A 21716-nucleotide genomic window follows, 5' to 3' on the forward strand; every position below is an offset into this window, starting at 1 on the left:
GCCGGACGGAATCCCGGGGCGCCGGTCCGTGGCGCGGTCCATGGGCGGAAGAGACCTCCGGCAGCGACGACGCTGAGATTGCCGTACGAATGCCGGAGGAACTGTGGACGTTTCCGTGACCATGTGGGGGCTGACGATCGTCGGCCTCTGCGCCCTCATCGCCGCCGACTTCTTCATAGGCGGCCGCAAACCGCATGAGGTCTCCATCAAGGAGGCCGGGATCTGGACGGCCGTCTGGGTCGCTCTCGCCGCGCTCTTCGGGCTCGGGCTGCTGGTCTTCGCGGGCGGCCAGCCCTCCGGTGAGTTCTTCGCGGGCTTCATCACCGAGAAGTCGCTGAGCGTCGACAACCTCTTCGTCTTCGTCCTGATCATGGCGAAGTTCTCCGTGCCGACGATCTACCAGCAGCGTGTGCTCATGGTGGGCGTGCTCATCGCCCTCGTGCTGCGCGCGGTCTTCATCGCCGCCGGCGCCGCGATCGTCTCGACCTTCTCGTGGGTCTTCTTCATCTTCGGTGCCTTCCTCATCTGGACGGCCTGGAAGCTCGTCCAGGAGGCGCGGGCCGATGAGGAGGAAGAGGAGTTCGAGGAGAACCGGCTGCTCAAGGCGGTCGAGAAGCGGTTCCCGTCCACCGACCAGTACCACGGCACCAAGCTGTTCATCATGGAGAACGGCAAGCGGCTGATGACCCCGATGCTGATCGTCATGCTGGCGATCGGCACCACGGACGTCCTGTTCGCGCTGGACTCGATACCCGCGATCTTCGGCCTCACCCAGGACCCGTACATCGTCTTCACCGCCAACGCCTTCGCGCTGATGGGCCTGCGACAGCTGTACTTCCTGATCGGTGGCCTGCTCAAGAAGCTGGTCCACCTCTCGTACGGGCTGTCGATCATCCTCGGCTTCATCGGCGTCAAGCTGGTGCTGCACGCGCTGCACGAGGCCGGGGTGCATGTCCCGGAGATCAGCATCCCCGTCTCGCTCGGCGTCATCTGCGCGGTGCTCGCCGTCACGACGGTCACCAGTCTCTACGCCTCGAAGAAACAGGCCCTGGCGGAGGCGGGGAACGGGGAGGGCCGGGCCCGGGACAAGGACAGCGTCGACGTCTGACGGTGTCTTCCGCGGCGTCACCGCCCTGACACGCCCGACGGCGTCAGAAGGCGTGCGGCGACTGTCCGCGTCCCGGATCCGGGAGACGGCTCACACAGCCGCCTCCCCGGCCTCCAGAGGCCGTACGGCCGATCGTCCACCATCCGGACGGTCGGCCGTCGGCCGTGTCTCCGGCAGCAGGACGAAGCAGCCCAGGCTCAGCAGCGCGGCGGCGGTCAGATACGCGGCGACGCCCCAGGGCGGCCCGTCGCCGTGGGACATCGCCGTCGCGACGATCGGCGTGAGCGCCCCGCCCAGGACGCCCGCGAGGTTGTAGCCGAGCGCCGCTCCCGTGCAGCGCACCCGCGCCTCGAACAGCTCGGGCAGATAGGCCGAGGTCACGGCGAACATGGTGATGAAGGCGAGCAGCGCGCCCAGGATGCCGAGGAACATCAGCGGCGGCTCACCGGTGCGCAACAGCGCGACCAGCGGAAACATCCACGCCACGGTGGCCACGCAGCCCACCAGACACAGCGGCCGCCGCCCGAAGCGGTCGCCGAGATGGGCCGCCAGAGGCGTCAGGGCGCCCATGACCGCCACGGCTGCCATGATGCAGCCCAGCAGCGTGGTGCGCGCGACACCGAGCCGCTCCGTGCCGTACGCCAGGGACCAGGTCGTGACCGCGTAGAAGACGGCATAGCCCACCGCGAGCCCGCCCGCGGTCAGTAGGACCAGCCGCCAGTGGCCGCGCACCACCTCGGCCAGCGGCGCGGCGGCCCGGTCGCCCTGCTCGGCCAGCTCCTGGAACCGCGGGGACTCGGTCAGCTGGGCCCGCAGCAGCAGCCCGGCGCCCGCCAGCAGCCCCGCGCCCCAGAACGGCACCCGCCACCCCCAGGACCGGAACTCGGCATCGCTCAGGGTGGCCGACAGCGCCAGCATCGTGCCGTTGGCCAGCAGAAAGCCGACGGCCGGGCCGACCTGCGGAAAGCCCGACCACAGCCCGCGCCGCTCCGCGGGCGCGTGCTCGGCGGTCAGCAGCACCGCGCCGCCCCATTCGCCGCCGAGCCCCAGCCCCTGCAGAAAGCGCAGCACGAGCAGCAGGACGGGGGCGGCGATGCCGATCGAGTCGTAGGTCGGGACGAAGCCCACGGCGACGGTCGCGACGCCGGTGAGCAGCAGGGAGGCGATGAGCACCGGCCGGCGCCCGTGGCGGTCGCCGATGGGCCCGAAGAGCATCGAGCCCAGGGGCCGGGAGACGAAGCCGACGGCGAAGGTGCCGAAAGCGGCGAGGGTGCCTGCCAGCGGCGAGAAGGTGGGGAAGAACAGCGGGCCGAGGACGAGCGCGGCGGCCGTGCCGTAGACGAAGAAGTCGTAGAACTCGATCGCGGTGCCGGCCAGGGACGCGGCGGCGAGGCGGGCCATGGACGGAGAGCGGTCATGGTGCATGACGCGACAACCGCCATGGCCAGCCAGGGGTCACGGGGCGTACGGAGGTGCGCGGCGCTCTGGGGCCGTGAGCGCGCCGCTGTGAGCCGCGCGCCACCGGCGCCGCTACCAGCCGCGCTCGCGCCACTCCCCGAGGTGCGGGCGCTCGGCGCCGAGCGTGGTGTCGTCGCCGTGGCCGGGGTAGACCCAGGTCTCGTCCGGAAGCCGGTCGAAGAGCTTGGTCTCGACGTCGTTGATCAGGCTCTCGAACGCCTTGGAGTCCTTCCATGTGTTGCCGACGCCGCCCGGGAACAGGCAGTCGCCGGTGAACACATGCGGATGGCCGTGCGGGTCGTTGTAGACCAGGGCGATGCTGCCGGGCGTGTGGCCGACCAGATGGCGCGCGGTCAGCTCGACCCGGCCGACCCGCACCGTGTCGCCGTCCGCGACCGGCACATCGGTCGGCACCGGGATGCCCTCGGCGTCGTACTGGCCCGCGTAGGTGCGGGCGCCGGTGGCGTCCACCACCTCGCGCAGCGCGCTCCAGTGGTCCTGGTGGCGGTGGGTGGTGACGACGGAGGCGATGCCGCTCTCGCCGATCAGGGAGAGCAGGGTGTGCGGCTCGGCGGCGGCGTCGATCAGGAGCTGCTCGTCGGTGGCCCGGCAGCGCAGCAGATACGCGTTGTTGTTCATGGGGCCGACCGCGACCTTCGAGATCATCAGATCGGGCAGTTCGTGCACGTCCGCCGGTCCACCGACCGTCACTACTCCGCTGTAGGTCATGGCCTCAGCCTAGTGCGGGGAGGACGGGCAAGGAGCCGTTCGGGCAGGAGAGGGCGGAGCCGTCCGTACGGCCGGTGAGCCAGCCCAGCAGGGCGGCGGGGGAGCCGGCGACGGTGACCGGGGACTCCCCGGGGACGGCGGGGCGGCCGGTGTGCCGGACGTCCCCGTCACCGGGCCCGGTGGCCAGCCGCAGCGGGGGAATATCCGGGCGCCCGGCGAACCTTGTACGGATGAGCACGGTGAGCTGGCGCTCGACGAAGGTGGCGGGCAGATCCGCCACGGTGTAGCCGATACCGAGATCGACATGATGCAGCTCGACCTCGGCGAGGCGGCGCAGTGGCAGCCCGCCCGCCGGCTCCCGGACCCCGCCGCGCAGGGTCACCTCGTACGGCAGGCGCTCCGGGGGCAGTGCGGTGGCCGCCGCGTCGAAGCGGGTGGCGCTGGTGCGCAGGTCGTCCAGATGGACGGCGAGCGGCCGGGCGGCGTCGCGCCGGATCTCGGCGTCGCGCGTCTGCGCGTCGGCGTACATCGGGGTCTCCTGGCCGGTCCGGGCCCAGGTGAGCAGGTTCACCAGGGCGTCCGCGTTGCGGGCCAGGTGGGCCAGGACATGGCCGCGGGTCCAGCCGGGGAGCTCCGAGGGGCTCACGAGGGACGCGTCGTCGAGGGCGGCGACGGCGGTCAGCAGCCGATCCGTCGCCTCCTGGACGGCGAGGGCGTCCCTGACGTAGTCGGTCATGACCCGACCGTAGTCCGCACCACACGATCGGGTGAAGTCGGCTCCCGTCGCCCGCAAATCGAATGTGCGTGCTATAGGCTCGGTGTGCTGCATCCTTAAGACATCGTCGTCGTGCCCCCATACCCTGGGTTGGGGGTTTCGCTCCGCTCCGCCTCTGCTCCGTCCGGCAGGGCCGCCCCGCGAGCGGGCTCGGCGCACCCCGTCTCTCTCAAGAAAGGTGCCGACCGGCGTGGCCGACCGTCTCATCGTTCGTGGCGCTCGCGAGCACAACCTCAAGAACGTCTCACTCGACCTTCCTCGCGACTCGCTCATCGTCTTCACCGGGCTGTCCGGGTCGGGCAAGTCGTCCCTCGCGTTCGACACGATCTTCGCCGAGGGGCAGCGCCGCTACGTCGAGTCGCTCTCCTCCTACGCCCGCCAGTTCCTGGGGCAGATGGACAAGCCCGATGTGGATTTCATCGAGGGCCTGTCCCCCGCGGTGTCGATCGACCAGAAGTCGACCTCGCGGAATCCGCGCTCGACCGTCGGCACCATCACCGAGGTCTATGACTACCTCCGGCTGCTGTTCGCCCGCATCGGCAAGCCGCACTGCCCCGAGTGCGGCCGTCCGATCGCCCGCCAGTCGCCGCAGGCGATCGTGGACCGGGTGCTGGAGCTCCCCGAGGGCAGTCGCTTCCAGGTGCTCTCCCCGCTGGTGCGCGAGCGCAAGGGGGAGTTCATCGACCTCTTCTCCGATCTCCAGACCAAGGGCTACAGCCGCGCCCGGGTGGACGGCGCCACGATCCAGCTCTCCGACCCGCCGAAGCTGAAGAAGCAGGAGAAGCACACCATCGAGGTGGTCATCGACCGCCTGACCGTCAAGGACAGCGCCAAGCGCCGGCTGACGGACTCGGTGGAGACCGCGCTCGGCCTCTCCGGCGGCATGGTGATCCTCGACTTCGTCGACCTCGACGAGGACGACCCGCAGCGGGAGCGGATGTTCTCCGAGCATCTGTACTGCCCGTACGACGACCTGTCCTTCGAGGAGCTGGAGCCGCGCACCTTCTCCTTCAACTCGCCCTTCGGTGCCTGCCCGGACTGCACCGGCATCGGCACCCGGATGGAGGTCGACCCCGAGCTGATCATCCCGGACGAGGAGAAGTCGCTCGACGAGGGCGCCATCCACCCCTGGTCCCACGGCCACACCAAGGACTACTTCGGGCGGCTGGTCGGCGCGCTCGCCGACGCGCTCGGCTTCCGTACGGACATCCCCTGGGCCGGGCTGCCGCAGCGTGCCAAGAAGGCGCTGCTCAACGGCCACCGGACCCAGATCGAGGTCCGCTACCGCAATCGCTACGGCCGCCAGCGGGCGTACACCACGGCCTTCGAGGGCGCGGTGCCCTTTGTGAAGCGGCGCCACTCGGAGGCGGAGAGCGACGCCAGCCGGGAGCGGTTCGAGGGCTATATGCGTGAGGTGCCCTGCCCCACCTGTGAGGGCACCCGCCTCAAGCCGATCGTTCTCGCGGTCACCGTGCAGGACAAGTCCATCGCGGATGTCTCGGCGATGTCGATCAGTGAATGCGCCGAGTTCCTGCGCGCCATGGAGCTGAGTCCGCGCGAGAAGACCATCGCCGAGCGCGTCCTCAAGGAGGTCAACGAGCGGCTGAGGTTCCTGGTCGACGTCGGTCTGGACTACCTCTCGCTCAACCGCGCCGCGGGCACCCTCTCCGGCGGTGAGGCCCAGCGCATCCGGCTGGCCACCCAGATCGGCTCCGGTCTGGTCGGTGTGCTGTACGTGCTGGACGAGCCGTCCATCGGCCTGCACCAGCGCGACAACCACCGGCTGATCGAGACGCTGGTGCGGCTGCGCGACCTCGGCAACACCCTGATCGTCGTGGAGCACGACGAGGACACCATCAAGACCTCGGACTGGGTGGTGGACATCGGCCCGGGCGCGGGTGAGCACGGCGGCAAGGTGGTGCACAGCGGGCCGCTGAGCGAGCTGCTGGTCAACGAGGACTCGGTGACCGGGCACTATCTGTCCGGCAAGAAGGCCATCCCGCTGCCGTCGGCGCGCCGGGCCGTGGACCCCAAGCGGCATCTGACGGTCCACGGCGCCCGGGAGAACAACCTCCAGGACATCGATGTGTCCTTCCCGCTGGGGGTGCTCACCGCCGTCACCGGTGTCTCCGGATCGGGTAAGTCCACGCTGGTCAACGACATCCTCTACACCCATCTGGCCCGCGAGCTGAACGGTGCGCGGGCGGTTCCGGGGCGGCACACCCGGGTCGCCGGCGACGATCTCGTCGACAAGGTGGTCCATGTCGACCAGTCGCCCATCGGCCGCACCCCGCGGTCCAACCCGGCGACGTACACCGGCGTCTTCGACCATGTGCGCAAGCTGTTCGCGGAGACGATGGAGGCCAAGGTCCGCGGGTACCAGCCCGGGCGGTTCTCCTTCAACGTCAAGGGCGGCCGCTGCGAGAACTGCTCCGGTGACGGCACCATCAAGATCGAGATGAACTTCCTGCCGGATGTGTATGTGCCGTGCGAGGTCTGCCACGGCGCGCGCTACAACCGGGAGACCCTGGAGGTGCACTACAAGGGCAAGTCCATCGCCGAGGTGCTGGACATGCCCATCGAGGAGGCCCTGGACTTCTTCGAGGCGGTGCCCACCATCGCCCGCCATCTGCGCACCCTCAACGAGGTCGGGCTGGGCTATGTCCGGCTCGGGCAGCCCGCGCCGACCCTGTCCGGCGGTGAGGCCCAGCGCGTCAAGCTGGCGAGCGAGCTGCAGAAGCGGTCCACCGGCCGCACGGTGTACGTCCTGGACGAGCCGACCACCGGTCTGCACTTCGAGGACATCAGCAAGCTGATCAGCGTGCTCTCCGGTCTGGTCGACAAGGGCAACACCGTGATCGTCATCGAGCACAACCTCGATGTGATCAAGACGGCGGACTGGGTCGTGGACATGGGCCCCGAGGGCGGCAGCGGCGGCGGTCTGGTGATCGCCGAGGGCACCCCGGAGGAAGTGGCCTCCGTCCCGGCCAGCCACACCGGGAAGTTCCTGCGCGACATGCTGGGCGACTGGGTGAGCGACGCGACGGTGCCCGCCGCGCGCAACGGCGGAGCGGCCGCCAAGAAGGCGCCCGCCAAGAAGGCCGCGGCCAAGAGCACGGCGGCCAAGAAGACCGCGGCGAAGAAGACCGTGGCCAAGAAGGCGGCGGCCAAGACCACGGCCGCCTCCAAGCGGACGGCCGCGAAGTAGCCCCGGCCCCCGCGCTTGCCATACGCCGCGCCGCGCCCGGATCGACCGGGCGCGGCGTTCGCGTGCGCGGGGTGGGTCAGACCAGCTCGGAGGCGTAGGGCGGCTCCGCGCCCGCTCGGGAGCAGGTGATCGCGGCGGCGCGGGCGGCGAAGCCCAGCACATCGAGCCAGGCCGCCTCGTCCAGCTTGGCCAGCGCGGGCGCCGACAGCGCCTGGTGCCCCGCCAGCCGGTGCAGCAGGGCGGCGTTCACGGTGTCGCCCGCCCCGATGGTGTCCACGATGTCCACCCGCTCGCCCGGCACCGAGAGCACGGAGCCGTCCTGGCGCCGTACGCTCAGCCCCTCCCCGCCATGGGTGAGCACCACGGCCGCCGGGCCGGCCGCCAGCCACTGGCCCACGGCCGTCTCCACAGCGTCCGCATCCTCCGAGTCGGCCAGCCACCGCGCGTCCTCTATGGACAGCTTCAGCAGGCCGACATGGGGCAGCCAGCCCTGGAAACGGGCCCGGTAGGCGTCGGCGTCGGGGATCAGGCCGGTGCGGATATTGGGGTCCAGCGTGGTGAAGACGCCACGCGCGGCCTCGCGCCGCAGCAGCTCCTCATACGCGCTCGCGCCCGGCTCCAGCACCAGCGAGCAGGTGCCCAGCGACAGCGCGCGCACCCCCTCGGGAAGGGACGGTGGCAGGGTGAAGAGCCGGTCCGCGGTGCCCTGCACATAGAAGCCGTATCCGGCCGAGCCATCGGCCCCGATGGAGGCGACGGCGAGGGTCGTGGGCTCCTGGCCGCGTTGCACCAGCGCGGTGTCCACGCCGTCCTTCCGCAACCCCTCCAGCAGCGCCTCCCCGAAGCCGTCCGTGGAGACCCGAGAGCAGAACGCGGTGGGCGAGCCGAGCCGCCCCAGCGCCAGCGCGGTGTTGTACGGGCCGCCGCCGCGCGCCGGGCGCAGCGCGGGCAGCCGGTCGCCCGCCGCGGCGCTCGACGTGCGCTCGGGCACGAGGTCGATCAGGGCTTCTCCGGCGACGACGATCACGAGACGGGGTCCTTTCCGGGGAGTCCGGGGGTTCCGGGGAGCGGTCGGTCGAGCGGTCGGTCGGGGGCTTCGGCCGCACAGCCGCAGGAGGTGCGGTGGACGAAGGCGCAGGGCAGCCGGACGGTGCGCGGCGGCAGCCCAGGGTTCTCCAGCCGGTCGAGCAGCAGCCGGACGGCGGTGGCGCCGACCTCCCGGCTGGGCTGGGAGATCGCGGTGAGCCCGGGGGAGAAGACATCCGCCCAGGAGAAGTCGTCGAAGCAGACGAGCGCGAGATCGTCCGGCACGCTCCGGCCCGCCGTCCGCAGGGCGCGCAGCGCGCCGATGGTCATCGCGTTGTTCGCGGTGATGATGGCGGTGGGCGGCTCGGGGGAGGCCAGCAGCCGGTGGACGGCGTCCTGCGCGCCCCGTGCCTCGGAGTGGCCCTCGGCCAGCAGCCCGGGGCGGAACGGCAGCCCCTGCCGCTCCAGCCCGGCACGGTAGCCCGCGATCCGCTCGGTGGTGGTGCTCAGCCCCGGCAGTCCCGCGACCAGTCCGATGCGGGTGTGGCCGAGGCCGGCGAGGTGGTGGACCAGCTGTTCGACAGGGCGGGCGTTCTCGGCGCACACCTGGTCATGGGCGTCGCCGACCAGCCGGTCGAGGAAGACGGCGGGGATCTTACGGCGGGCCAGATAGTCCAACAGCCCGGCGGGCTCGGCCGACGGGGCGACGATCACGCCGTCCACCCGCCGCTCATGGAGCAGCCGGACGACCTTGCGCTCATGTTCGGGGTCGTCATGCGGATCGGCGATCAGCAGCCCGTACCCCTGCTCCAGGGCGCTGGACTCGACGCCCTGGAGGATCTCGGTGAAGTACGGATTGCTGATCGCCGAGACGGCCAGCCCGATCGAGCGGGTGCGCGCGGTCACCAGGGAGCGCGCCAGCGTATTGGGGATGTACCCGAGGTCGTCGATGGCGTCCAGCACGGCCTTACGGGTGTCCGGACGGACCGGCCGGGTCTCGTTGAGCACATGCGAGACGGTGGCCACGGACACCCCGGCACGCCGGGCGACGTCGACCATGGTTGCCATCCGCTGCGGTCCTCCGCGTCGAGGGTCGTCGGGTTGTCGGGGTCACCGGGCCGATGGGGGCCACCGGATTCATGGGGCCACCGGACCCCGGGGGCACGTAACGTATCGCATCCACGGTCGGACGTAAACGTTTGCGCAAGCGCTTACGCCGTCCCTGGGAGGCGGCTGCGAGTGGAGGGATCTGTGCCGGTATGGTCGGAGGGCCCCTCACACCCCCCCAGGAGCCGTATGTCCAGCCAGCCCGCCTCCCGCCGAACCCTGCTGTGCTGCGCCGCGCTGGCCGGAGCCGCCGGGCTCGGGGCGGCGGCCTGCTCCCCGGACGGTTCGGGCCAGAAGACGTCCTCGACGCCCACCGCCCCCGTCGAGCTCGGCTCGGCCGGTGTCGTCCCGGTCGGCGGCGCCAAGATCTACCGTGAGCAGCGGGTGGTGGTCGCTCAGCCCGCCAAGGGCGAGTTCACAGCGTTCAGCGCGGTGTGCACCCACGCCGGGTGCGTCGTCGACAGCGTCGAGGACGGCAAGATCAATTGCCCCTGCCACGGCAGCCAGTTCGACGCCCGCACCGGCAAGGTCCTCCAGGGACCCGCGGAGAAGCCGCTGCCGTCGATCCCGGTCACCGCGAAGGGCGGACGGCTCGTGGCGGGCCCCGACGCCTGAGCGGACGCCCGGTGCCCGAGCGGGCCCTGACGCCTGAGCGGGCGCCCGGCGCGCGCCCGAGCGGCCGCGGAATCCCCAAATCCACTGGACCTCGGCCGACCCCGTCCCGAGGGCCCGGATGTGTCACTCCCCGCAAGTAGGGTGGTGACCATGGCCGACCCGAGCAGCTACCGCCCCAAGCCGGGACAGATCCCCGAGTCGCCGGGGGTCTACAAGTTCCGTGATGAGCACGGCCGGGTGATCTACGTAGGAAAGGCGAAGAGCCTGCGCCCGCGGCTCTCGTCGTACTTCCAGGACCTGGCGAACCTCCACCCGCGCACCCGCACCATGGTCACCACGGCCGCCGCCGTGGAGTGGACCGTGGTCTCCACCGAGGTCGAGGCCCTGCAGCTCGAGTACTCCTGGATCAAGGAGTTCGACCCCCGGTTCAACGTCAAGTACCGCGACGACAAGAGCTACCCCTCCCTCGCCGTGACCTTGAACGAGGAGTTCCCCCGGGTCCAGGTGATGCGCGGCGCCAAGAAGAAGGGCGTGCGCTACTTCGGCCCTTACGGACACGCCTGGGCCATCCGCGAGACCGTCGACCTGATGCTGCGCGTGTTCCCCGTCCGGACCTGCTCCGCCGGGGTGTTCAAGCGCTCCGCCCAGATCGGCCGCCCCTGTCTGCTCGGCTATATCGGCAAATGCTCGGCCCCCTGCGTCGGCCGTGTCACCGCCGAGGAGCACCGCGAACTCGCCGAAGAATTCTGCGACTTCATGGCCGGCCGCACCGGCACCTATCTGCGCCGCCTGGAGCAGCAGATGCACGAGGCCGCCGAGGACATGGAGTACGAGAAGGCGGCCCGGCTCCGCGACGACATAGGGGCGCTCAAGCGCGCCATGGAGAAGAACGCGGTGGTTCTCGCCGACGCCACCGACGCCGATCTGATAGCGGTCGCCGAGGACGAGTTGGAGGCCGCCGTCCAGATCTTCCATGTGCGCGGCGGCCGGGTGCGCGGTCAGCGCGGCTGGGTCACCGACAAGGTCGAGGCCGTCGACACCGCCGGGCTGGTCGAGCACGCCCTGCAGCAGTTGTACGGGGAGGAGCGCGGCGACGCGGTCCCCAAGGAGGTCCTGGTGCCCGCCGTGCCGGACCCCGCCGAGCCGGTCACCCAGTGGCTCACCGAGCGCCGGGGCTCCCTGGTCGATCTGCGCATCCCGCAGCGCGGCGACAAGAAGGACCTGATGCAGACCGTCCAGCGCAACGCCCAGCAGGCGCTCGCGCTGCACAAGACCAAGCGCGCCTCCGACCTCACCACGCGCTCCCGGGCGCTGGAGGAGATCGCCGAGGCCCTGGGGCTGGACTCCGCCCCGCTGCGCGTCGAGTGCTTCGACATCTCCCATCTGCAGGGAGATGACGTGGTGGCCTCCATGGTGGTCTTCGAGGACGGGCTCCCCCGTAAGAGTGAGTACCGCCGCTTCCAGATCAAGAGCTTCGCCGGGCAGGACGATGTCCGCTCCATGCATGAGGTCGTCAGCCGCCGCTTCCGCCGCTATCTGCTGGAGAAGCAGAAGACGGGGGAGTGGGAGGAGCAGGCCACCGGGGCCACAGAGGCCACCGGCGGCAGCGGCATCACCGCACCCCCCGGGCAGGCCCTCGACGGCCTCTCCGACGGCCCCGCCGAGGGACCCTCCGGCCCGATCGACGAGGAGGGCAGGCCGAAGCGGTTCGCCTACCCGCCCCAGCTCGTTGTGGTCGACGGTGGAAAGCCGCAGGTGGCCGCCGCCCAACGGGCCCTGAACGAGCTCGGCGTCGACGATGTCGCCGTCTGCGGCCTCGCCAAGCGGCTCGAGGAGGTGTGGCTGCCGGACGAGGAGGACCCGGTGGTGCTGCCCCGCAGCAGCGAGGGGCTCTACCTCCTCCAGCGGGTCCGCGACGAGGCCCACCGCTTCGCCATCACCTACCAGCGCAGCAAGCGCGCCAAGTCGATGAAGGCCGGGCCGCTGGACACCGTTCCGGGCCTCGGTGACAGCCGTAAGCAGGCCCTGCTGAAGCATTTCGGCTCGGTCAAGCGGCTGCGCGCCGCCACGGTCGAGCAGATCTGCGAGGTGCCGGGCGTCGGCCGTAAGACGGCCGAGACGGTCGCCGCGGCGCTCGCCGGGTCCGCCCCGGCCGCGCCCGCCGTGAACACCGCCACAGGAGAGATCATTGAGGACGAGGCCGCCGGTGCGGCGTCCTCATCGAACGGGGGAACCAGACCATGACCGAGCACGAGAACCATGGAGACGGAGCGCAGGTGAATACGGGCACGTCGGGCGAGCCCGCCGAGGCGGCGGCCATCCCCGAGCTGGTGATCATCTCTGGAATGTCGGGCGCGGGCCGCAGCACCGCCGCCAAGTGTCTGGAGGACCTCGGCTGGTTCGTCGTGGACAACCTGCCGCCCGCGCTGATCCCCACCATGGTCGACCTGGGCGCACGCTCCCAGGGCAATGTGGCGCGGATCGCCGTGGTGGTGGACGTCCGCGGCCGCCGCTTCTTCGACAACCTCCGCGAGTCCCTCGCCGATCTCGCGGCCAAGAGCGTCAAGCGGCGCGTGCTGTTCCTGGAGGCGTCCGACGAGGCCCTGGTGCGCCGCTTCGAATCCGTGCGCCGCCCGCACCCCCTCCAGGGCGACGGCCGGATCGTGGACGGCATCGCCGCCGAGCGCGATCTGCTGCGCGAGCTGCGCGGCGACGCCGACCTGGTGATCGACACCTCCAGCCTCAACGTGCATGAGCTGCGCGCCAAGATGGACCCCCAGTTCGCGGGCGAGGAGGAGCCCGAGCTGCGGGCCACCGTGATGTCGTTCGGCTACAAGTACGGGCTGCCGGTCGACGCCGATCTGGTGGTGGACTGCCGCTTCCTGCCCAATCCGCACTGGGTCCCCGAGCTGCGCCCCTTCACCGGGCTCAACGAGGAGGTCTCCAGCTATGTCTTCAACCAGCCCGGCGCCAAGGAGTTCCTCGACCGCTATGCGGAGCTGCTCCAGCTCATCGCCGCGGGCTACCGCCGCGAGGGCAAGCGCTATGTGACCATCGCCATCGGCTGCACCGGCGGCAAGCACCGCAGTGTGGCGATGTCCGAGCGGCTCGCCCCGCGGCTGGCCGCCGAGGGAGTGGAGACCGTCATCGTCCACCGGGACATGGGGCGCGAGTGACCATTCGTACCAAGCGGCTGCGACGGCTGGTCGGAGCACGGACCAGCCGGAGCGCGCAGCCCAAGGTCGTCGCACTCGGTGGCGGCATGGGCCTGTCCGCGTCGCTCGCCGCACTGCGCCGGATCACCGGCGACCTCACCGCCGTCGTCACCGTGGCCGACGACGGGGGCTCCAGCGGGCGGCTCCGCGACGAGCTGGGCGTGCTGCCGCCCGGCGATCTGCGCAAGGCCCTGGCCGCGCTGTGCGGCGACGACGACTGGGGCCAGACCTGGGCGCGGGTCATCCAGCACCGCTTCATCAGCGAGGGCGAGCTGCACGGCCACGCGGTCGGCAATGTGCTGATCGTCGCCCTGTGGGAGCAGCTCGGCGACCATGTGAAGGCGCTCGACCTGGTCGGCAAGCTGCTGGGCGCCCATGGCCGGGTGCTGCCCATGTCGGCCGTCCCCCTGGAGCTCCAGGCGTACGTCCGGGGCCATGACCCGGCGCGCCCGGACGAGGTCTCCACCGTCGCCGGGCAGGCCACCGTGGCGCTGACCCGCGGCGAGGTGCAGTCGGTTCATCTGGTGCCGCACGACCCTCCGGCCGTCCCCGAGGCCGTCGAGGCGGTCATGGACGCCGACTGGGTGGTGCTGGGGCCCGGCTCCTGGTTCTCCTCCGTGATCCCGCATCTGCTGGTCCCCGATCTGCTCCAGGCGCTCACCGAGACCAAGGCCCGGCGGGTGCTGTCACTGAACCTCGCCCCTCAGCCGGGAGAAACCGATGGCTTCTCTCCGCAGCGTCATTTGGAGGTTTTGGCCCGACACGCCCCTAAACTCGCCTTCGACGTGGTGCTGGCCGATGAGGCCGCCGTCCCCGACCAGAGCAGTCTGTGCGACGCGGCCAAGCGGCTGGGCGGCACGGTCGAGCTGGCGCCGGTGGCCGCGACCGACGGTGCCCCGAAGCACGACCCGGAGCTTCTGGCGGCCGCGTACGACCGTATTTTTCGGATGCATGGAAGGATCGGCCCATGGCGATGACGGCAGCGGTGAAGGACGAAATCTCCCGGCTCCCCGTCACCCGGACCTGCTGCCGGAAAGCAGAGGTCTCGGCGATCCTGCGGTTCGCGGGCGGGCTGCACCTGGTCAGCGGGCGCATCGTGATCGAGGCGGAGCTGGACACCGGGATCGCGGCCCGCAGGGTGCGCAAGGACATCCTGGAGATCTTCGGCCACTCCTCGGATCTGGTGGTGATGGCCCCCGGTGGGCTGCGCCGCGGCAGCAGGTACGTGGTGCGGGTGGTGGCGGGCGGTGACCAGCTGGCGCGGCAGACCGGCCTGGTCGACGGCCGCGGCCGGCCGATCCGCGGACTGCCGCCGCAGGTCGTCTCCGGCGCCACCTGCGACGCCGAGGCCGCCTGGCGCGGGGCCTTCCTCGCCCATGGCTCGCTCACCGAGCCCGGCCGCTCGTCCTCCCTGGAGGTGACCTGCCCCGGCCCGGAGGCCGCGCTCGCACTGGTCGGCGCCGCCCGCCGGCTGCAGATCCCCGCCAAGGCGCGCGAGGTGCGCGGGGTGGACCGGGTGGTCGTCCGGGACGGTGACGCCATCGGCGCGCTGTTGACGCGGCTGGGGGCGCATGAGTCGGTCCTCGCCTGGGAGGAGCGGCGGATGCGACGCGAGGTGCGGGCGACCGCCAACCGCCTCGCCAACTTCGACGACGCCAATCTGCGCCGCTCGGCCCGCGCCGCCGTCGCCGCCGGGGCCCGGGTGCAGCGCGCCCTGGAGATCCTGGCCGACGAGGTGCCCGAGCACCTCGCCGCGGCCGGCCGGCTGCGCATGGAGCACAAGCAGGCGTCCCTGGAGGAGCTGGGTGCCCTCGCCGACCCGCCGCTGACCAAGGACGCCGTCGCGGGCCGCATCCGCCGGCTGCTGGCCATGGCCGACAAGCGCGCCCAGGACCTGGGCATCCCCGGCACCGAGTCCAGCCTGACCGAGGAGATGGCCGAGGGCATGGTCGGCTGACCGCCCCGAGAACGGCTGCCCTGAGAACGGCTGCCCTGAGAACGGCTGCCCTGAGAACGGCTGCCCCGAGAACGGCCGCCCGAGTTGGGCACCGAAGCCGCACCCCGCGCCCCCGGATCACACGAGCGATCCGGGGGTGTTTGCGTCCCCAGGGTTGTGTACGGTCCGGTTCCGCGCGCCGCTGTTGACATGACCATGTGTCCTGACAAGTCTGGTGCGCCTGCGCACCCGCGGGTCTTCACACGACAGCCAGGGGGGCTGATGAAGCTCAGACGCACGGTGAGATCGAGCGGCGCGGTGGTGGCACTCGCCGCGTTGCTCCTGGGGGGACTGGCCGCGACACCCGCGGCCCCCGCACAACCGCCGGCGAACCCCGCCGGCGACGGGCTGTCCGTATGGACCGCCCAGGTCACCAAGGGTCAGATTCCGCTGCTGCTGCGCGCCGGAGCGGACGGCACCGAACTGGGGCGGCAGGTGCCCGAGAAGGGCACCGGCCCGGTCGAGCTCTACCTCACCGGGAAGCAGGCCGCCGCACTGCGCGGCAAGGGCGTGCGGCTCACCGAGAAGAAGATCTCCGCACCGACCCGCAATCGCCTGAAGGCCGCGGGCGACGGCGTCTTCCGCCCCTACAGCGGCGAGGGCGGGCTCCAGCAGGAGATCGTCGAGACCGGCCGGGCCCACCCCGGCCTCACCAAGGTCGTCAGCATCGGCAAGACCGGCCGCGGCAAGGACATCCTCGCCCTCAAGCTGAGCAAGGGCGCAGGGAAGACCCGCGACGGCAGTAAGCCGTCGGTGCTGTACATGTCCAATCAGCACGCCCGTGAGTGGATCACCCCGGAGATGACCCGCCGGCTGATGCACTACTACCTCGACAACTACGGCAAGGACGACCGCGTCACCCGGATCGTGGACCGTACCGAACTGTGGTTCGTCCTGTCCGCCAACCCGGACGGCTACGACTACACGCATCAGAGCCCGGACAACCGCCAGTGGCGCAAGAACCTGCGCGACAACAACGGCGACGGCAAGATCACCGCGGGCGACGGCGTCGACCTCAACCGCAACTTCGGCTACAAGTGGGGCTACGACAACGAGGGTTCGTCCGCCGACCCGGCCGACGAGACCTACCGGGGACCCGCCCCCGGCTCCGAGCCGGAGACCAAGGCGCTGGACGCCTTCGAGAAGCGCATCGGCTTCACGTACGGCATCAACTACCACTCGGCCGCCGAACTGCTGCTCTACGGCGTCGGCTGGCAGGTCGCCACCCCGACCCCGGACGATGTTCTCTACAAGTCCCTGGCCGGCACCCCGGAGCACTCCGCGATCCCCGGGTACCACCCGCAGGTCTCCTCCGAGCTGTACACCACCAACGGCGAGGCCGACGGCCACGCCGCGAACGTCAACGGGATGATGATGTTCACCCCGGAGATGTCGACGTGTCAGACCGCCTCCGGCGTCGATCCGAACGACGCCTGGCAGCCGCGTGACTGCGCGTCCGTCTTCACCTTCCCCGACGACGAGAAGCTGATCGCGCAGGAGTTCACCAAGAACATCCCCTTCGCGCTCTCCGTCGCCGAGACCGCCGAGCACCCGGACCGGCCGTCCTCGTCCGTCGGCCTGACCGCGCCCGACTTCACCCCGGACACCTTCACCACGTCCTACGCCCGCGGCGGCGACCAGGACGTCGCCGTCACCGTCCGCAAGAGTGTTCGCGACAAGCGGCTCAACTACCGCGTGGACGGCGGCCGCACCCGCACCGCCTCGCTGAAGGCGTGGAAGGGCGGCGAGACCTACGGCGGCGAGGACAACGTCCTCTTCGACCAGTACCGCGCCGCCGTCAAGGGCGCGGACCCCGGGCAGCAGGTCAAGGTCTGGTTCACCGGCCGTACGAAGAGCGGCAAGCGGACCGTCAGCGAGCCGTTCACCTACACCGTGGCCAAGCGGCCCCGCGCCGACACGTTGGTGATCGCCGAGGAGGGCGGCACCTCCCCGGCCCGGCACACCGCCGCGTACACCCGGGCGCTGGCCGACAACGGCCGTAAGGCCGCCGTCTGGGACGTGGCCACCCAGGGGGCGCCGTCCGCGCTCGGGGTGCTGAGCCACTTCAGGACCGTGCTCTGGTACACCGGCGCCGAACGGCCCGGCGGCCCGACCCTGCTCGCGGTGCGCGACTTCCTCAACGAGGGCGGCAAGCTGATCACCACCGGTGAGCGGGCGGGCGGCAGCTCCGAGGTGGGACCGGCCGACACCGACGACTTCAGCCAGTACTACCTGGGCGCCGACAGCCGGCTCACCTTGAAGTCGCCCACCGCCTTCCAGGGCGCCGGCGCGCTCGCGGGCACCGGCGCGAACCTCGGCGACGCCCCCGGCAATCCCCTGGACGCCGCGGGCGCCTACACGGTCACCTCCGATGTGCTGCCGCCGAAGGACTTCCCCCATTTCCGCAGCGCGGGCGCGGGGGCGTACCCGGGCACGCGCACCCCGTACCAGCCCTATGAGGGCGACTGGATGGCGGCCGCGGGCCACCGTGACAACTCCTGGATGCGGCTGTCCCGTACGGTCGACCTGACCGGTGTGGCCGCCGCCGACAAACCGGCCCTGGCCTTCCGGCTCAGCTATGACACCGAGCCCGGCTACGACCATGTGGTCATCGAGGCGCACACCGCGGGCCAGGACGACTGGACCACCCTCCCCGACGCGAACGGCGGTTCCTCCACCGAGGTGCCCACCGAGTGCGAGGAGGGCTTCCTGCTCAATCTGCACCCGTTCCTGAAGCACTACCTGACCCCCGGCGACGACGGCTGCGGCGCGCAGGGCAGCACCGGAGCCTGGAACAGCCTGACGGGCTCCTCCGAGGGGTGGCGGCCGGTCTCCGTGGACCTGAGCGGCTACGCGGGCAAGAAGGTCGAGCTGGCCGTCTCGTACGTCACCGACCCGGGCACCGGCGGCCGGGGCGCCTTCGTGGACGGCACCGAGTTCACCGTCGGCGGCACCGCCGAGGACTCCGAGGGCTTCGAGACCGCGCTCGGCCCCTGGTCGGTCCCGGGGGCGCCGGAGGGCAGCCCGGCGAACTCGGGGGACTGGTCCCGGTCCCGGGAGCTCTTCCACACCGTCGCGGGCGTCACCACCCGGGACACCGTGCTGCTGGGCTTCGGCCTGGAGCATGTCCCGGACGCCGCCCAGAGGGCCCGGCTGGTGGCCGACGCGCTGCGTGCGCTGCGTCGTTGACAGCGCGTGACAAATCGTGACTGAATCGGCGGCCCGTACCACTTTCCGGTGGTCATGGGCCGCCGATGCCAATGTCACGTACGTCCCGTGATAGCGGTAGGGTCGGAGGCGGTCGGGGACATCCCATACACGTTCGCCGGCGTCCAGACCGGCATACCAACGAGGAGATCGGTTCGTGACGATCCGCGTAGGCATCAACGGCTTTGGCCGCATCGGTCGCAACTACTTCCGCGCGCTCCTTGAGCAGGGCGCGGACATCGAGATCGTCGGTGTCAACGACCTGACCGATAACGCCACCCTGGTGCACCTGCTGAAGTACGACACCATCCTCGGCCGGCTGAAGCACGAGGTCAGCCACACTGAGGACACCATCACGGTGGGCAACCAGACCTTCAAGACGATGGCCGAGCGCGACCCGGCGGCCCTTCCGTGGGGCGAGCTCGGCGCCGACATCGTCGTGGAGTCCACCGGCATCTTCACCAAGCGTGAGGACGCGGCCAAGCACCTCGCCGCCGGCGCCAAGAAGGTCCTGATCTCCGCGCCCGCCAAGGACGAGGACATCACGATCGTGATGGGCGTCAACAACGACAAGTACGACCCGGCGAACCAGCACGTCATCTCCAACGCCTCCTGCACCACCAACTGTGTGGCGCCGATGGCCAAGGTCCTCGACGAGAACTTCGGCATCGTCAAGGGCATGATGACGACGGTCCACGCGTACACCAACGACCAGCGCATCCTGGACTTCCCGCACAAGGACCTGCGTCGCGCCCGCGCGGCGGCGGAGAACATCATTCCGACCTCCACCGGTGCCGCCAAGGCCACCGCGCTGGTCCTGCCGCAGCTCAAGGGCAAGCTGGACGGCATCGCGATGCGCGTCCCGGTTCCGACCGGCTCGGTCACCGACCTCGTCCTGGAGCTCGACCGCGAGGTCACCAAGGACGAGATCAACACGGCCTTCCAGAAGGCCGCCGAGGGTCAGCTCAAGGGCATCCTGGAGTACACCGAGGACCCGATCGTCTCCTCGGACATCGTCAACTGGCCCGCGTCCTGCACCTTCGACTCCTCCCTGACCATGGTCCAGGGCAAGCAGGTCAAGGTCGTCGGCTGGTACGACAACGAGTGGGGCTACTCCAACCGCCTCGTCGACCTGACCGTCTTCGTCGGCGAGCGGCTCTGACCGCTGTCCCGATGAGCTAGGAATGGGGCCCGCTACGACGGCGTCGTAGCGGGCCCCGATCCATGATCAAGGAGTCATCCCTGTGAAGACGATTGACGATCTTCAGGTCGCCGGGCAGCGGGTCTTCGTCCGCGTCGATCTGAACGTCCCGCTCGACGGCGAGACGATCACCGACGACGGCCGGATCCGCGCCGCCGTCCCGACGATCAACAAGCTCCTGGACCGGGGCGCCAGGGTGATCGTCGCCTCGCACCTGGGCCGCCCCAAGGGCGCCCCGGACCCGCAGTACTCGCTCGCCCCCGTCGCCCGGCGGCTCGGTGAACTCCTCGGCAAGCAGGTCGCCTTCGCGACCGACACCGTGGACGAGAGCGCTCAGGCCACTGTGGCGGCGCTCGGCGACGGCGAGGTCGCGCTGCTGGAGAACCTGCGCTTCAACGCCGGCGAGACCAGTAAGGACGACGCCGAGCGCGGCGCCTTCGCCGACCGGCTCGCCACCCTCGCCGACCTTTACGTGGGCGACGGCTTCGGCGCGGTCCACCGTAAGCACGCCTCCGTGTACGACCTCCCGGCCCGGCTGCCGCATGCCGCGGGCGAGCTGATCGCCGCCGAGCTCTCGGTCCTGAAGAAGCTCACCGAGGACGTCAAGCGGCCCTACGCGGTCGTCCTCGGCGGCGCCAAGGTCTCCGACAAGCTCGGCGTCATCGACCACCTGCTGGAGAAGGCCGACCGCATCCTGATCGGCGGCGGCATGGCCTACACCTTCCTCAAGGCCCAGGGCCATGAGGTCGGCGGCTCGCTGCTGCAGGAGGACCAGGTCCCGGCGGTCCAGGACTATCTGCGCCGGGCCAAGGAGCGCGGGGTGGAGTTCGTGCTCCCGGTCGATGTCACGGCCGCGTCCGAATTCCCGGACCTGAAGACCAAGGCCCCCGCGAACCCGCAGGTCATCGCCGCGGACGCGATCCCGGCCGATCTTCAGGGGCTGGACGTCGGCCCGGAGACCCGCAAGCTGTACGCCTCGAAGCTGGCCGACGCGGCCACCGTCTTCTGGAACGGCCCGATGGGCGTCTTCGAGCACCCCGACTTCGCCGAGGGCACCCGGGCCGTGGCCCAGGCGCTCCTGGACAGCCCGGCCTTCACCGTGGTCGGCGGCGGCGACTCCGCCGCGGCCGTACGGATCCTGGGCTTCGACGAGAACGCTTTCGGCCACATCTCGACCGGCGGTGGAGCGAGCCTCGAATACCTCGAGGGCAAGACGCTCCCCGGCCTCGCCGCACTGGAGGACTGAACACTGTGAGTGACCGTACGCCGCTGATGGCGGGCAACTGGAAGATGAACCTCAACCACCTCGAGGCCATCGCCCATGTCCAGAAGCTCGCCTTCGCGCTCGCCGACAAGGACTACGAGGCCGTGGAGGTCGCGGTGCTGCCGCCCTTCACCGATCTGCGGTCGGTGCAGACCCTGGTCGATGGCGACAAGTTGAAGATCAAGTACGGCGCCCAGGACATCTCCGCGCAGGACTCCGGCGCCTACACCGGCGAGATCTCCGGCCCGATGCTGTCCAAGCTCAAGTGCGCCTTCGCCGTCGTCGGGCACTCGGAGCGGCGCCAGTACCACTGCGAGTCCGACGAGCTGTGCAACGCCAAGGTCAAGGCGGCCTTCCGCCATGACCTCACCCCGATCCTGTGCGTCGGGGAGGGCCTCGAGGTCCGTAAGGCGGGCAACCAGGTCGCCCACACCCTCGCGCAGGTGGACGGCGGCCTCAAGGACATCCCCGCCGAGCAGGCCGAGACCATCGTGATCGCCTACGAGCCGGTCTGGGCGATCGGCACCGGCGAGGTCGCGACCCCCGAGGACGCCCAGGAGGTCTGCGGGGCCATCCGCGGCCGGCTCGCCGAGCTCTACGGCCAGGAGGTCGCCGACAAGGTCCGGATCCAGTACGGCGGCTCGGTGAAGTCCGGGAACGTCGCCGCGATCATGGCCCAGCCGGATGTGGACGGCGCCCTGATCGGCGGGGCCGCGCTGGACGCGGACGAATTCGTCAAGATCGTTCGTTTCCGTGACCAGTGAGTAGGCCCTAGCGCGCGCGTCGTCGTACCCTGTCGGGGGTCGA

The 21716-nt window shown here is 70.7% G+C and carries 16 protein-coding genes; 11 read left to right on the forward strand and 5 right to left on the reverse strand.

Translation table 11 applies throughout. The features are described from left to right. Window positions 1-103 precede the first annotated feature (103 nt). Window positions 104-1108 (forward strand): TerC family protein, encoded by a 1005-nt coding sequence (locus tag J5X86_RS25165; RefSeq protein ID WP_208519008.1) that lies wholly within the window; start codon window positions 104-106, stop codon window positions 1106-1108. 90 nt (window positions 1109-1198) lie between these two features. Here the strand turns inward: J5X86_RS25165 and J5X86_RS25170 are convergent, their stop codons facing one another. From J5X86_RS25170 to J5X86_RS25180, 3 genes are all read right to left on the reverse strand, one after another. Continuing rightward, on the reverse strand, window positions 1199-2509 hold the full coding sequence (locus J5X86_RS25170) for an MFS transporter (protein WP_208519109.1): 1311 nt from the start codon (window positions 2507-2509) through the stop codon (window positions 1199-1201). A 129-nt stretch (window positions 2510-2638) separates the two neighbouring features. Continuing rightward, window positions 2639-3295, reverse strand: coding sequence for an MBL fold metallo-hydrolase (locus tag J5X86_RS25175; protein WP_078640824.1), 657 nt, complete (start codon window positions 3293-3295; stop codon window positions 2639-2641). 4 nt (window positions 3296-3299) lie between these two features. Next, window positions 3300-4031, reverse strand: a complete 732-nt coding sequence (locus J5X86_RS25180; RefSeq protein WP_208519009.1) for a maleylpyruvate isomerase family mycothiol-dependent enzyme — start codon at window positions 4029-4031, stop codon at window positions 3300-3302. A 229-nt stretch (window positions 4032-4260) separates the two neighbouring features. On the opposite strand from J5X86_RS25180, the gene uvrA reads away from it, so the two are divergent. Beyond that, complete coding sequence (uvrA, locus tag J5X86_RS25185; protein ID WP_208519010.1) at window positions 4261-7278, forward strand: excinuclease ABC subunit UvrA; 3018 nt, start codon at window positions 4261-4263, stop codon at window positions 7276-7278. A gap of 76 nt (window positions 7279-7354) precedes the next feature. On the opposite strand, the gene J5X86_RS25190 is transcribed toward uvrA, so the two are convergent. Both J5X86_RS25190 and J5X86_RS25195 read right to left on the reverse strand, forming a co-directional pair. Then, on the reverse strand, window positions 7355-8305 hold the full coding sequence (locus J5X86_RS25190) for a carbohydrate kinase (protein ID WP_078640822.1): 951 nt from the start codon (window positions 8303-8305) through the stop codon (window positions 7355-7357). Further along, window positions 8302-9372 (reverse strand): LacI family DNA-binding transcriptional regulator, encoded by a 1071-nt coding sequence (locus tag J5X86_RS25195; RefSeq protein WP_208519011.1) that lies wholly within the window; start codon window positions 9370-9372, stop codon window positions 8302-8304. Before J5X86_RS25195 ends, J5X86_RS25190 begins: the two co-directional genes overlap by 4 nt. A 228-nt stretch (window positions 9373-9600) precedes the next feature. On the opposite strand from J5X86_RS25195, the gene J5X86_RS25200 reads away from it, so the two are divergent. From J5X86_RS25200 to tpiA, 9 genes are all read left to right on the forward strand, one after another. Then, the gene (locus J5X86_RS25200; RefSeq protein ID WP_208519012.1) at window positions 9601-10026 is read left to right on the forward strand and encodes a Rieske (2Fe-2S) protein; all 426 of its coding nucleotides are present in this window, start codon (window positions 9601-9603) and stop codon (window positions 10024-10026) included. 150 nt (window positions 10027-10176) lie between these two features. After that, complete coding sequence (uvrC, locus tag J5X86_RS25205; RefSeq protein WP_208519013.1) at window positions 10177-12270, forward strand: excinuclease ABC subunit UvrC; 2094 nt, start codon at window positions 10177-10179, stop codon at window positions 12268-12270. Then, entirely contained in the window at window positions 12267-13202 is a 936-nt protein-coding gene (rapZ, locus tag J5X86_RS25210; protein ID WP_014059882.1) for an RNase adapter RapZ, read from the forward strand. Before uvrC ends, rapZ begins: the two co-directional genes overlap by 4 nt. Beyond that, window positions 13199-14218 (forward strand): uridine diphosphate-N-acetylglucosamine-binding protein YvcK, encoded by a 1020-nt coding sequence (gene yvcK / locus J5X86_RS25215; protein WP_078640818.1) that lies wholly within the window; start codon window positions 13199-13201, stop codon window positions 14216-14218. Before rapZ ends, yvcK begins: the two co-directional genes overlap by 4 nt. Further along, on the forward strand, window positions 14209-15198 hold the full coding sequence (whiA, locus tag J5X86_RS25220) for a DNA-binding protein WhiA (protein WP_208519014.1): 990 nt from the start codon (window positions 14209-14211) through the stop codon (window positions 15196-15198). The genes yvcK and whiA overlap by 10 nt, the downstream gene beginning before the upstream one ends. Window positions 15199-15459: 261 nt before the next feature. Beyond that, entirely contained in the window at window positions 15460-18426 is a 2967-nt protein-coding gene (locus tag J5X86_RS25225; protein ID WP_208519015.1) for a M14 family metallopeptidase, read from the forward strand. Between the two features lie 175 nt (window positions 18427-18601). Beyond that, entirely contained in the window at window positions 18602-19606 is a 1005-nt protein-coding gene (gap, locus tag J5X86_RS25230) for a type I glyceraldehyde-3-phosphate dehydrogenase (RefSeq protein ID WP_059144928.1), read from the forward strand. A gap of 82 nt (window positions 19607-19688) precedes the next feature. Then, a complete protein-coding gene (pgk, locus tag J5X86_RS25235; protein WP_208519016.1) occupies window positions 19689-20891 on the forward strand; it encodes a phosphoglycerate kinase in 1203 nt (400 codons plus the stop codon). Between the two features lie 5 nt (window positions 20892-20896). Next, window positions 20897-21673: a triose-phosphate isomerase gene (gene tpiA, locus J5X86_RS25240; RefSeq protein ID WP_078640815.1), complete on the forward strand. Its 777-nt coding sequence runs from the start codon at window positions 20897-20899 to the stop codon at window positions 21671-21673. Window positions 21674-21716: the final 43 nt, after the last annotated feature.

The sequence above is a fragment of the Streptomyces sp. NEAU-YJ-81 genome (assembly GCF_017592595.1).
GTDB lineage: Bacteria > Actinomycetota > Actinomycetes > Streptomycetales > Streptomycetaceae > Streptomyces > Streptomyces hygroscopicus_B.